Source organism: Gottfriedia luciferensis (genome assembly GCF_001712755.1).
GTDB classification, from domain to species: Bacteria; Bacillota; Bacilli; order Bacillales; family Bacillaceae_G; genus Gottfriedia; species Gottfriedia luciferensis_B.
In genome coordinates, this window is sequence record NZ_MDKC01000013.1 from 241,991 (window position 1) to 254,787 (window position 12,797).

The window sequence follows — 12,797 nt, forward strand, 5'->3', positions numbered from 1 at the left end:
AGGGAATGCTAATGAATCGAAAATTATCAATTGGTGCCTACCAATTCTTTAGTATTATATTTTTATTTGAAATGGGGAGCGCTACATTAGTAGGGCTTGCATCCGGTGCAATGCAGGATGCTTGGATTAGTGTTTTAATAGCTTTGGTTACTGGATGCTTACTATTATGTGTATACCTTAAATTATTTGATCTGTATCCTGATTTACCATTCACGAGATATATTCAATCTATTTTAGGGAAGTTTGCAGGCAAATTACTAGCAATGGTTTATATTCTCTATTTTATTTATATTGGAGCACGAGTACTTAGAGACTTTGAAGAATTACTAGTGATTACACTTTATAACGCGTCCTCTCTTATTTCAATCGGTATATTATTTATGTTCTTATGTATGTATGCAGTCTTTAAAGGTTTTGAAGTATTCGGTAGAGTATGTGAGTTTTTGTTTATCGTAATCCTGTTTATAATGATATCAATAATTGGTTTTGAAGTAATTGCAGGAATAATAAAAACTGATAATCTAAGACCCGTCCTAGAGACGGGGTGGAAAATCATAATAAAAGAAGCGTATCCTTTGACCGTTACATTTCCATTTGGTGAAATGATTGTATTTACAATGATTTTACCTTATTTAAAGAAACCGGAATATGCATGGAAGGTCGGCATTCCTGGGCTAATTTTTGCAGGTCTGCTTTTAACATTAGTAACATTTCTTAATATTTGTGTTTTAGGTGCAAATACGGTGGTGAGAGCTACTTATCCGATCTTAACGGCAATTAGTTATATCAATATTGCTGATTTTATTCAAAGACTCGATTCAGTCGTTGTCATTGTTATTGCTGTAGGGGGATTTATTAAGATAACGGTTTTTTTCTTTTGTGCAATCATTGGAGCGGCAGATTTATTTAAAGTGAAAAAATCGGATACACTTACATATCCAATTGCAGTAATCATAGTAGTTTGTTCTGTATGGATGGCACCTGATTATTTAGAGCACTATAAAGAAGGGTTCGACATTGTTCCTTACTATTTACATATTCCTTTACAAATCATTATTCCTACTGTTCTGTTGGTCATTGCAGTCATCCAAAAAAAAGCAAAAACAAAAACAAAAGAGAATGCAGCATAGAAGCTCTAACTGCATTCTCTTTCGTTTTAATTTGAAGTATTTTGATTTTGTTCTTGATTTCGTTTCTTTTTTAGTTTTTTCATATAAGATAGGACGATTTTGGCAACGCCGAATGGAACGGTAAAGAAGAAAATTAATACATAATCTTCACCTACTAGTTCAGTTTTGCTAAGCTTTATATTTGTTAATAAGTGAGGAAATTGATCTCCATTATATAAGTCGATTCCTTCCAATAAGCACATCTCTAGTATAAATAAACAAAGAAAAACCCAAAACACCTTCAATGCTAAGCACCCCATTTATAATGACTAATTACAATTATTTTGGTATATGATGGCAGTGATTATACGAAAAGTTAGGGAAACTTCGAGAAAAGTCTATGATCTTTTATCTGAAAATTCGGTATATAATAAAAGGAGTGTAAAAGGGGTGATTAATTGATCCAAATATTTAAAAACAAAAATCTTTCATGGCTATTTTTAGCGAATTTTACTTCTCAGATTGGTTCTGTAGTAGGGATGACAGCATTTATGTTGTACTTATTAAGAAAATTTTCAAATCAGCCATACTATGCTACGATAACCGAGCTAATGTATACTCTACCAATGATTTTTGTTTTCTTTTTAGTAGGTGTAGTAGCAGACCGTTTAAATCGAAAGAAAATAGCTGTTAATTGTGACTTTATAAGCGCGATTTTATCAATTATTCTACTAATTACGATTATGCAGGATTGGATTTACCTATCATTCGGAATTCTCTTTTTAAGAAGTGGCGTTTCGAAATTTTTCCAACCGGCTCAGTCTGCTTTATTACAGGGAATATTAACAGAAGATCAGTATGCGATATCAGCCGGTTTAAACCAGCTAGTTAGTAGCTTATTTATGCTTTTTGGCGGAGCAATTGGAACATTCATATTTTGGACACTGGGAGTAGAAGCAGCCATCGTCATTGATATGATTTCCTTCATTGCATCGGGACTATTTATTTTATTAGCAAAAGTTTCAAAGGACATTACGAATCCGAATGGAGAGCATAAGCTTAAAGATTTAAAATTTACATTAGTCTTAAAGGATTTTAAAGAGGGAATATACTACATAATTAATCATTCATTACTTAGATCACTTATATCTGGTTTCTTTTTATTTGGTGTAATTAATGGCGGATTCTCAGTTATGCCATCATTTATTTTAAAATATAAACTGGCACCATCAAACTATGAAGAAATGTTAATTTATATTGGAGTAGCTTTTGGTTCGGGCGTTTTAATTGGAAGTATAGTTGGATCAATGCTCGCGAAGAAAATGCCACTACCATATATGATTATAAGTGGGCTAATTGTTTCTGGTTTATGTGTTATTGCAGGAGGTTTTTCTAATACCACATATGCTTATATCATTTGGCAATTCATAATCGGGTTGGCTTTACCTATTATTAATATTGGACTTGGTGGATGGTTCCCTAAAATTGTTGAAAAAAAGATGATGGGAAGAGTTCAAGGGTGGATATCTCCTATTATTTTATTCTCCCAAAGCATCACATTGGGATTAATTGCAGCTTTCTATCCTTCGATTTTAAAAATTGAATGGCTCCATGCCATAGTCGGTGCTAGCTTGTCGATTGTTGGTATTTATTATTTATTTATACTTCCTAAGTTTCTTAGAGCTGAGTCTATTAAAACCGTAAAGGTTGAGAAATCGGTAAATCAATAAATAGAATAAAAAATAGACAGATATAAAAGGCAATTTCCTCTTTTATACCTGTCTTTTTGTATGAATTTGTATTTATAAACTAACAATCTTTAAAAAATTTGAGCTAAATATTTAAAGTGCCGATTTATTATTTGAATTATGTTTGTATAAATTCGATTTGCGACTTTTTTGGATCCAGTAGCCAATTGATACTAATATGACCCACGGCACACCAATTTTCCAAGCGGAGTTCCAATCCGGTGAAAATGCCATTGTAATTAAAATACCACTAAGTAGTAGTATTCCGATCCATTGAAGAAATGGAAAGAGCGGTGCTTTAACTGGTAAAGGCTCGTGATAATGAAGGTGAACGGTTTTTCTAAAACGAAGATGACTAATTAAAATCATAAGCCATACTAAAATCCCACCAAAGATTGAGATACCAAATAATTTGTTAAATGTATCCGGGTAGTACATAGACAATACAGTTGCGATTAATACACCTGCACTTGAAATGAAAATTGCTGTTACTGGCGTACCATTTTTAGATAATTTACCAAATGACTTTGGTGCATAATCTCCGCGAGATAAGGAGAATAACATACGAGATGTTAAGTATAAATTAGTATTCATACTGGATAGTGCAGCGGTTAAGATAACAAAATTCATAATGCCAGCCGCATATCTCACACCAGAACTCTCAAAGACTTTTACAAACGGTGATCCAGAAACCTCATGGGCACCTGCTTGCATCCAAGGAATAACAGCAACGATGATTCCTAATGATAGAATATAGAATAAAAACAAACGTAGAACCATGCTCTTCATTGCTTTAGGAATAGCTTTTTGGGGGTCTTTAGATTCCCCTGCTGTTACAGCGACAATCTCTACACCATAAAAACTAAAGATTGCCATAAGTACTGCCATCCAAACGCCTTTAAATCCATTTGGTAGGAACCCGTGTTGATCGGTATAATGGTGGAATCCTACAGAGTGTGAATGTCCAATTCCAAATAGGAGCGAAACACCAAAAACGATGAATAGTACAATAGCAACGACTTTAATCATTGCAAACCAATACTCGATTTGACCAAAGTTGGAAACAGATCTGCTGTTCACAAGGACTAAAGCAATACCAAATCCAAGTGTCCATAACCAAACAGGAATACTCGGGAACCAATACTGCATGTACAGTCCAACCGCAACAGCTTCTCCACCAATTGCGATTACTTGTGCCGCCCAATATGTGTAGCGAATAAGGAAACCTGCCCAAGGATTTAAATACATCTCTGCATAAGTACCGAATGAACCGGCTGTCGGGTGCACAACTGCCATTTCAGATAAACTAAACATCATTATGACTGCTATGAATGCAGCAATAATATAACTTAGAATAACCCCAGGTCCAGCGTATCCGATTGCAATGCCACTTCCCATAAATAAACCTGTACCAATTGCCCCACCAATCCCAATCATGGTCAGCTGTTTACTAGTAAGCGAACGACTTAGTCCTCCTTCTCGTTCAATTACAGTTTTGTTTTCATTCATATTGTTTCGCCACCTTTCTTGAATTGTTTTCTATAAGATAACGTCCAATCAACACTTTTTCCGGCAACCAGCATACTAAAAAACGTGAGGAAAGTTCGCTGTAATCCTTCTCCAATTAAGGAATACAAAAGGACAATTCCGTTTATAACCATCATCGTTTTTCCAATAGAAAAATTCGGGAATTTTCTATTGATTACTACACTTGCTATATCAAGTCCTCCAGTTGTACCACCTGCTAAAATCACGATTCCAATTCCGATTCCAGACAAAATCCCACTGAGTATACATCCTATTAACGGAAGATGTGGGCCTGGTAGTGAGGAGAAGAGAGTTAAGAAGAGTGATAAACTACACATTCCAAGTAAACTAAGCAATGCAAATGGTACACCAACTGCTCGGTATCCAATTAAAAATAGTGGTATGTTTAATAAAAAATAAAGAATCCCCAGTGGAATAGGCATAAATTTAACAAGCAACATACAGATCCCACCAAGTCCAGGAGCCACAATTCCATTTGGAACCTGGAAAAAGTAATAGGTAAGTGCGACCAAAATTGTTCCGACAATTACTATAATTGATTTTTTGAAATATAGTTTTTGGTTAGCTTTTCCTAATTGCATAAGCAATTTCCTCAATCGCGCGTACAACTTCATCTTCTGTATTGTAGAAATGAGGAGCTACACGTAAAACGTCATTTCGGGCAGAGACAATTATTTTTTTTGTTTTTAAGTATTGCTCAACGACGTTTGCTTGTTCCACTCGAATTGCAGTGTTACTACCTTTTATTGATAAATCTGTTGGGCTAACAACGGTCAATCCAAGAGAATGCGCTGTTTCAATTGCAACAGTAGATAAGTAAGATAGGTAATCCTGAATAGATGGAACACCAATTTGATTTAATAAAGAAATTCCTGCTCCAGCTGCATAAGCGTTTATCATCATTGGAGTACCCGTATCAAATCTCCTTGTCCCTTCCGCATAATCAAGAAGATGCTGATCAAAAGCAAATGGATTCACTCGACTAAACCAACCAGTCGTTGGTGGTTGGAGAGACACTGCTAACTCTTTTCTTACATATAAAAAGCTAATCCCAGGAATACCTAGTAAAAACTTTTGTGCACCTGTTGCGAGTGCATCGACTCCCATTTCCTTTACATCGATTGGAACACTTCCAGCAGATTGATAGGCATCGACAAATAGTAGTGATCCATTCGCTTTAGTAATGTTTGATATAGCTTTGATATCCTGAATAAACCCATTATAATAAGACACATGTGGGACAGAGGTAATGAGTGTGTTTGAATCCACTGCTTTTTCATATTGTTCGATTTGAATTTGATGAAGGTTTTCATTTAAAAACGTGACGTTTGCGCCACGCGGTACTTGTGATAGCCAAACGTGACCAATGCATGGGAAATCAATATCTGTTGTAACAACTTTATTTCGACTTCCAGTAAAATCTAACGACGCTGCAAATGATGAAGCGGCATCAGATACGCTAGATAACACCGCAATCTCATCAGGAGAAGCATTTATTAAAGTAGCAAAGGCGACTTTTGCTTCATATACTTTGTCCATCCATCCTTCCCAGTCCATACCTTTTTCGGTCCAGCTTGTAAGGTAAGATTGAATACTTTCCTTCACAGGTGATGAGATTGCACTTTGGGAACAACTTGATAAATGAATTGTTTCAGATAAGGTTGGAAAAAGAGAACGCTTCTCTAAAAATGGGCTAGTCATATTAAATTCATCCTTTCACTGCTTTGATAGCGTTTTCATTATTTGATACATAATTAATTTGAGGTGACATATGAATCATCAATCCTTATGGTTTGAACAAGGCGAATGGACAGCAGAACCTTTTCTTGAAGTAGGTAAAGAACTGTCATTTTCTCGTGAAGTCGTATTATTCCAACAAGATGAAAATCATCCATTTGTTTATCTCGTCCTTGAAGGGCGAATTCGTATTTACTTGTTATCACCTAATGGAGCCGAGCGCCATTTATATATCGTAGGCTCAGGTAATATAATTGGAGAATCAAACGTATGGGCAGATGAAGCATATGGATATAACGCTTCTACCTCGTCAATCGCACGTGTCCTTAGAATTCCAAAATCAACGTTCCGCGATATCGTAATGAGTGAGCCAGAACTCATTCTTAAAACGCTAAGTTCGCTAAGTAATAAACAATCAGCTCTACTTCTTCAAACAAGGTTAATGAGTTTTTCAGATGTAGGAGAGCGTGTCTTAACAATGTTGCGCCAATTAGCATCCTCATATGGTATTAAAACACCAAAGGGTATAACAATTACGATTCCATTCACTCACCAAGAACTTGCTTATGTAGTTGGTTCATCACGTGTAAGCGTGTCCTATGTAATGAATGAATTATGTGAAAAAGGATTCATTGAGAAACAAAATGGGCGATACACACTGTTGTCCTAAAGAGCAACATCTCTTTCTTGTTCTAACTTAATGATAAAAAAATCGGTTCCTTTCGTCTGTCAAATACTTTACAAAATTTCTAACTTTTATAAATTTTCTGTAAATAAAGCATATAATAGTTGAACATGGTAGGTAACTTGAATAAGTTAGGCATGACCCTTTGCTTATAGGTGATCACGAATAATTGGACTTAAAAGTAATAGTTAATATATTGAGTGCCATGATTGGTTTAATTGAGTAAGCAAATGAGCGGTTTCATTATTGGTTTGCGTTAACATACAAAATAAGATAGTATTATATTAATAGCGCATAGAAGCTGGTCTTAAGACTTGCTTCTTTTTTATTAACATATTGAATCTTTACAAATGGAGGACTACATAAAATGTTAGATATTAAAGCAATTAAAGAAATTCTTCCTCATCGTTACCCATTTTTATTAGTAGATCGTATCATTGAGCATGAAGAAGGTAAACGTGCGATTGGTATTAAAAATGTTACAGCTAACGAAGAGTTTTTTAATGGTCATTTCCCTGATTATCCTGTAATGCCGGGAGTACTAATTGTAGAAGCCCTAGCACAAGTTGGTGGAGTTGCAGCATTAAGCTTAGAGCAAAACAAAGGAAAGCTAGCATTATTTGCTGGTATCGATAATTGCCGTTTTAAAAGACAAGTAGTACCAGGCGACCAGCTAAGACTAGAGGTTGAACTAGTGAAAATGCGTGGACCAATCGGTAAAGGTAAAGCAGTAGCAACGGTTGACGGACAAATCGCTTGTGAAGCTGAACTTACATTTGCACTTAAATAAATCGAATTAAATTAGAAAAAATCCTATTTTGAAAAAATAGGATTTTTTTATTATTAAATATTGTTAAGCAACCAGTGAGATTGATGAACTGTAAATAAAGAAGCCGAATCTGCAATTAAAAGGTTTTTGCCCGTATAATTATGTTGATCAATTAGTTATCATGATTAAATGTGTAGTGAGCTTTATTCGTTTTTCTCCACTCTATAGCTTTTCGCTCTATTTCCTTCACAAAAGCATCTTTTCCATCCATGTATCCATAAATATCATTTGGAAATTTTTCAGCAAGCTGCGCTTTTAATTCGCCATATGCTTTCATCTCATCTTCATGTGCTCTTAAATAGGCAGGAACAGCAATATGACGCTCAATTTCTTTTGCATTATCAAACTGATACATATGCATTTGATGGGTACGATTCTCACCACCTTTTCGGAAGTATCTTCTACCTGGAAGACCGAACTCACCAAGTCCCTCATAACCAATTTCAGCCAATTGATCATTATACTTGTCTATGTTTTCTATGTTTTTAACGACGGGTAACATATCAATAATCGGTTTCGCCTTTAAATTTGGAACTGATGTACTACCAATGTGATGAATCTCAATAATCTCATCTTTTAAGATTTCACGTACACGGTTAGCTTCTATTTGAAATAAGTTTTTCCAGTTTTCATCATGGTTTTTGACAATTACGTTCCTTCCACTATTTGTGCCCATAATATAACCTCTATTCAAGAGAAAATGGGATTATCTCTATACAATAATCCCATTTTTCATTCATATTAAACACCTAACAAATCAACAAGCTCATCCATAGACAATTCTGTAATCCACTGTTCGCTCGTTATGATTGTATCGTTCAGTGATTGTTTCCGTTGTAGCATTTCATCAATTTTTTCTTCTAGCGTTCCGATCGTTACAAATTTATGGACTTGAACGAATTTTGTTTGCCCTATTCTGTATGCTCGGTCAGTCGCTTGATTTTCAACTGCTGGATTCCACCAACGGTCAAAGTGCATTACGTGATTTGCTGCTGTTAAGTTTAATCCTGTTCCACCAGCTTTGAGTGAAAGAATAAATACTTTTACATCGCCGTTTTGGAAGCGAGAAATCATATTATCACGGGCAGTTTTAGGAACACTACCGTTTAAGAATAATACCTCTTCACCAAATTTTGCTTGGATTGCCTCTTTAAGCATATCACCCATTCTCACATACTGAGTAAAAATTAGGCAGCTTTCGCTCTGTTCAAGGATTGGGTCTATTAATTCGAATAGTCGTTCAACTTTACTTGATCTTTCTTCGAATTCAACAAGCTGTGATTCCTTTAAGAATAAAGAAGGGTGATCACAGATTTGTTTTAATTTATTTAGCATCCATAAAATGCGGCCTCGACGTTCGATACCAGTTAATGTATCGATTTGTTTTAAGCTGTCTTGAACAACTTGCTCGTATAATGCAGCTTGTTCCACTGATAAAGGACAAAGCATCTTTTGTTCTTGTTTTGGTGGAAGATTTAAAGCAACATCTTCATCTTGCTTCGTTCGTCTTAGTAAGAAAGGTGAAATTAAACGATGAACAGCATTTATTTTTTCTTCATCGCGGTCCTTCTCTATAGGGTTTACATAATTGCTTGCGAAACGGTTTAGTGAACCAAGATATCCTCTATTTATAAAATCAAAGATTGTCCAAAGCTCCGTTAAGCGGTTTTCCATTGGAGTACCAGTAAGAGCAATCCGGTGCTCAGCTTTTAACCCACGAACTGCGCGAGACTGCTTTGTGGTTGGATTTTTTATGTTTTGAGCCTCATCAAGAATGATACTTTTCCAAACATATTGCTTTAGGTCTTCATAATCTAACACGCTTAAAGCATAGGAGGTGATGACAATATCGAAATCTCTCATTATTGAAAATAAGTCTTCACCTTTTAAACGGTTACCTCCATAGTGAACATGAACAGTTAAATCAGGATAAAATAATTCAATTTCTCGTTTCCAGTTGTTGATAACAGAAGTAGGGCAGATAATCAATGATGCTCCTCGATTTTCTTCGTTTTCTTTACGATAAGCTAAATAAGAGATCGATTGAATTGTTTTACCAAGCCCCATATCGTCAGCAAGTAGTGCACCAAATCCCATATTTTTTAAATGAACCAACCATTCGAATCCTTTTTGCTGATATGCTCGTAATGTTGCTTGTAGACCATGAGGAACATTAAGCTCAGGAACTTCTGAAATGGATGTTAATCGTTTAGTTAATTCTCGGAATACCTCATCAACTTCAATTTCAACCTCGGCAAAAGGTGAGTGGTCATCCTCAAGTTTTTCAGTCCCTTGTAGTAGCTCATGTTGAAGAACTTCGTGAAATCTAAGTCCTTGCTTTTCAGCCTTTGCCATCATTTTCTTCATACGTGCAATAAAAGCAGGGTCAAGTGCAATCCACTGTCCATTAAATTGAATTAAACGTCTTTGATTTTCAACGAATTGTTGGAATTGTTGTTCCGAAAGCTCCATTCCATTTGTAGAGATTCGCCAGTTGAAGTCAACTAATGTTTCCATATTGAAAAATGAATTTCCAGCAGGTTTACCTTTTACACTTGCTTTTAAAGTCATCTTATTTTGTTTTAAAGCTTGCCACCAGCTTGGTAAAAGAACCTGAATATTTGCTGAAAGTACTTTTTCACTATCCTCTGTTAAAAATGTCCAAGCTTCTTGTTCACTTAAAACTTCTTTTGGCATATGATTATCGATTAAGTTTGGTGCTAATAATCCTACACCTTGGAACGTTCGATCTAAATACTCAGCATAAGAAGAATGCTTTTTATGTAATGATTCATGTCCGTTATATTCATAAGGTTTTATCGTTTTTCGCTCATCTATTAAATATGTACGAAGATTCCAATCATCATGCTCACTCATTGGCTCTTCAAGTACTAATCGAATCGAAAATGGAACATCATCGTCTCTTAGACCAATTTTTACATGCCAATCGTCTTCATCAATACTATGTGTGAGTTGCTGTTTTATATAACTTGGATTATGATACAAGCCCCTAGCAATATCCCAGCGTTTAGACTGTAAAGTTTCTATTTCAAACTGCTGTTTTATTGCAGAAGAAACCAATTCCTGTAAAGTTGGTTCTAATTGTTCAAATCCATCAATTTTCCATAGCTCTTCGCCAGCCTGATAATGAGCAAAACTTGGCGAAACGTGGCCCTCGTTAAAATCATTGTATAAGCTTGAGATTATCGAATGAAACTCATTTGCTTCATCTAAATAAGTAATCTCTACTAATGAGTTTTCTTGGTGTTCTCTAAAAAAAGTAAGTGCTTCGATTGGAGTTAAAAGAATTCCTTCAATCTGACCGACTCGGGTCGGTTGCAATAATGTCCCATAATATGAAGGTTCATGCCATTGAAACACTAGATGCTTCCATGCGGTTACCGGTAAAATGACACCGTGACTTTGCATTCCATAAATGAGTAAGCCTTTTCGCTCAACCCATTTTACGGCAATACTAAGATTTGCTAGTCGCTTCATTGACTAATTTTCCTTTCTTTAATTCCTCTTGAAGTGCACGTAAACGAATAAATTGAGATTCAACATACTGAATATAGTCTTCCCACTCATTCATGCGCTTTAATTTTTTATAATTTGTTCTTAGTTTTTTCAAATATCGAACAGCTATTTTATAGTTTGCTCGGCCTTTTAAATCAATGTAATAAAGAACTAAGTGATGGTATATAGGTAATACAGATTGAGGTGAGTACTTATGTACTTCCTGAAGGTCATGTTTATCAATGTAATCAGGATTGTAAGAATATAAGTGCATTTGCAGCTCAACCCATCGTTTGTATTCCCGATTATGCATTAAATAATCAGTGTACTGCATCACACTATATGGAAGTAGTGCTTGATAAACTACTTCTAAGCCGGCCGTTTCATTAGTGTAAAAACTATTGTACTCATAATTAGTAAGGAAATGTTTCGCAAAAGTAGTTTTTGCATATTCATCATCGCCATTTTTTAAAAAGTGTAAAAGCATCTCGTAATACAATGGTAAAAATAATGTTAGCCGATCTGTTTCATTGTTTTTTCGAAGATTTTCTATCCAGTAAGTAAAGCAATATAGAGTGCGTTCATTATCGCTGTAGTGCTTTATAATGGGCAGCATTGCTTCATCTTCTTTTAATAAATAATATAGATGAGCTTTTCCTAAATCTGCATAATAGTTGTCCTCAACCTTTGATAATGTTTCTAAATCCTTATATAAAATCTTTGGGCTATTTAATAGCTCTTTATATACATGACGAAAAGAGTTATAACGAGGAACTAAACAAAGGTTTCTTTCTAATAAAAGATCCTGCAACTGCTCACGAAGAACTTCTTCGTACTGAGTAGACACGGAGCCCCCAGTTAAATTATGTAATTGTCTACTTACAGCGTCAATTTGATTTTCTAGCATTGTCATTTCGCGCGGTAAATGCGCATTGTCGTAAACTGTACTTTGAATTTCGATTTGTCCGACCATTTTATTCATTGTAAAAATTGACGCAAGTAACTGATATTGTAGCTTTTCCTTTTCTTGACGTGGTTGTTGATTCAATAATCCATGATAAAACCGTTCATATAATGGATATACAAAATAAACATCTTGGTAAAATGACGTTCGTTGCTGTTCTATATATTCCTTATACTTTTGCTCAAATAACGCTACTGTCTCTTTCGGTCGATCCTGCTCAAACATACTCATTTGATCTAGCAGTTGGCGACCAGTCATTATATTCGGGATACTTTTTAAAGAAGACTGCTTAAACTTCCTCATAATATCTCCGACTAAAGAAAATGAAGCGGCAGCATAGCAAAGAAGTGCAATTTGATGTTGGCATGGAGGAGCTTCGTAGCAATCACATCCATTTTGATCATGGTTTTCAATATGTAAAATTGGTAAATGAATTTGATCCCCTTCTTCAACAACACCAACTAGACGACCTTCTCGAACTGAAACATTATATACCTGACCTAGTCGATACAACTGTAGGCCAGTTTCAACAAGCTCTGCGTCCCTCGTATTTTGAGGAGAAAGCTTTGAAAAGAGTGAATATGAAAGTTCATAAATAATATCTTTACTTAAATCACGCTGAAGCATTCGATGCCTCCTTACTCGAAACATTCTTATTGGT

General features: G+C 35.3%; 11 protein-coding genes. 4 read left to right on the plus strand and 7 right to left on the minus strand.

Annotated elements, in window-relative coordinates:
* Window positions 1–11 precede the first annotated feature (11 nt).
* On the plus strand, window positions 12–1,130 hold the full coding sequence (locus tag BED47_RS11420) for a GerAB/ArcD/ProY family transporter (protein WP_069033751.1): 1,119 nt from the start codon (window positions 12–14) through the stop codon (window positions 1,128–1,130).
* 26 nt (window positions 1,131–1,156) lie between these two features.
* On the opposite strand, the gene BED47_RS11425 is transcribed toward BED47_RS11420, so the two are convergent.
* Complete coding sequence (locus BED47_RS11425) at window positions 1,157–1,414, minus strand: hypothetical protein (protein ID WP_098231086.1); 258 nt, start codon at window positions 1,412–1,414, stop codon at window positions 1,157–1,159.
* 153 nt (window positions 1,415–1,567) lie between these two features.
* Here BED47_RS11425 and BED47_RS11430 point away from each other — a divergent pair, with 153 nt between their 5' ends.
* Window positions 1,568–2,839, plus strand: a complete 1,272-nt coding sequence (locus BED47_RS11430) for an MFS transporter (RefSeq protein ID WP_069033753.1) — start codon at window positions 1,568–1,570, stop codon at window positions 2,837–2,839.
* Window positions 2,840–2,950: 111 nt separating this feature from the next.
* Here the strand turns inward: BED47_RS11430 and BED47_RS11435 are convergent, their stop codons facing one another.
* The 3 genes from BED47_RS11435 to BED47_RS11445 are packed head-to-tail and all read right to left on the minus strand — an operon-like array spanning window position 2,951 to window position 6,106.
* Window positions 2,951–4,366 (minus strand): amino acid permease, encoded by a 1,416-nt coding sequence (locus BED47_RS11435; RefSeq protein ID WP_069033754.1) that lies wholly within the window; start codon window positions 4,364–4,366, stop codon window positions 2,951–2,953.
* On the minus strand, window positions 4,363–4,986 hold the full coding sequence (locus BED47_RS11440) for a YitT family protein (protein WP_069033755.1): 624 nt from the start codon (window positions 4,984–4,986) through the stop codon (window positions 4,363–4,365). The genes BED47_RS11435 and BED47_RS11440 overlap by 4 nt, the downstream gene beginning before the upstream one ends.
* The gene (locus tag BED47_RS11445; protein ID WP_069033756.1) at window positions 4,967–6,106 is read right to left on the minus strand and encodes an aminotransferase class V-fold PLP-dependent enzyme; all 1,140 of its coding nucleotides are present in this window, start codon (window positions 6,104–6,106) and stop codon (window positions 4,967–4,969) included. Before BED47_RS11445 ends, BED47_RS11440 begins: the two co-directional genes overlap by 20 nt.
* A 70-nt stretch (window positions 6,107–6,176) precedes the next feature.
* On the opposite strand from BED47_RS11445, the gene BED47_RS11450 reads away from it, so the two are divergent.
* Both BED47_RS11450 and fabZ read left to right on the plus strand, forming a co-directional pair.
* Window positions 6,177–6,812 carry a Crp/Fnr family transcriptional regulator gene (locus BED47_RS11450; RefSeq protein WP_069033757.1) on the plus strand — a complete coding sequence of 212 codons (636 nt, stop codon included), beginning with the start codon at window positions 6,177–6,179 and terminating at the stop codon, window positions 6,810–6,812.
* A 382-nt stretch (window positions 6,813–7,194) separates the two neighbouring features.
* Window positions 7,195–7,617 (plus strand): 3-hydroxyacyl-ACP dehydratase FabZ, encoded by a 423-nt coding sequence (fabZ, locus tag BED47_RS11455; protein WP_056469377.1) that lies wholly within the window; start codon window positions 7,195–7,197, stop codon window positions 7,615–7,617.
* 151 nt (window positions 7,618–7,768) lie between these two features.
* Here the strand turns inward: fabZ and BED47_RS11460 are convergent, their stop codons facing one another.
* The 3 genes from BED47_RS11460 to BED47_RS11470 all read right to left on the minus strand — a co-directional run bounded on the left by BED47_RS11460 (window position 7,769) and on the right by BED47_RS11470 (window position 12,763).
* Window positions 7,769–8,332, minus strand: coding sequence for a GrpB family protein (locus tag BED47_RS11460; protein WP_069033758.1), 564 nt, complete (start codon window positions 8,330–8,332; stop codon window positions 7,769–7,771).
* Between the two features lie 65 nt (window positions 8,333–8,397).
* Window positions 8,398–11,154: a DEAD/DEAH box helicase gene (locus tag BED47_RS11465; RefSeq protein WP_069033759.1), complete on the minus strand. Its 2,757-nt coding sequence runs from the start codon at window positions 11,152–11,154 to the stop codon at window positions 8,398–8,400.
* On the minus strand, window positions 11,132–12,763 hold the full coding sequence (locus tag BED47_RS11470; protein ID WP_069033760.1) for a hypothetical protein: 1,632 nt from the start codon (window positions 12,761–12,763) through the stop codon (window positions 11,132–11,134). Before BED47_RS11470 ends, BED47_RS11465 begins: the two co-directional genes overlap by 23 nt.
* Window positions 12,764–12,797: the final 34 nt, after the last annotated feature.

Coding starts and splice junctions, on each gene's coding strand:
- BED47_RS11470 (WP_069033760.1), bottom strand. CDS start 12,763: ATGCTTCAGCGTGATTTAAGTAAAGATATTATTTATGAACTTTCATAT.
- fabZ (WP_056469377.1), top strand. CDS start 7,195: ATGTTAGATATTAAAGCAATTAAAGAAATTCTTCCTCATCGTTACCCA.
- BED47_RS11420 (WP_069033751.1), top strand. CDS start 12: ATGAATCGAAAATTATCAATTGGTGCCTACCAATTCTTTAGTATTATA.
- BED47_RS11435 (WP_069033754.1), bottom strand. CDS start 4,366: ATGAATGAAAACAAAACTGTAATTGAACGAGAAGGAGGACTAAGTCGT.
- BED47_RS11445 (WP_069033756.1), bottom strand. CDS start 6,106: ATGACTAGCCCATTTTTAGAGAAGCGTTCTCTTTTTCCAACCTTATCT.
- BED47_RS11460 (WP_069033758.1), bottom strand. CDS start 8,332: ATGGGCACAAATAGTGGAAGGAACGTAATTGTCAAAAACCATGATGAA.
- BED47_RS11450 (WP_069033757.1), top strand. CDS start 6,177: ATGAATCATCAATCCTTATGGTTTGAACAAGGCGAATGGACAGCAGAA.
- BED47_RS11465 (WP_069033759.1), bottom strand. CDS start 11,154: ATGAAGCGACTAGCAAATCTTAGTATTGCCGTAAAATGGGTTGAGCGA.
- BED47_RS11440 (WP_069033755.1), bottom strand. CDS start 4,986: ATGCAATTAGGAAAAGCTAACCAAAAACTATATTTCAAAAAATCAATT.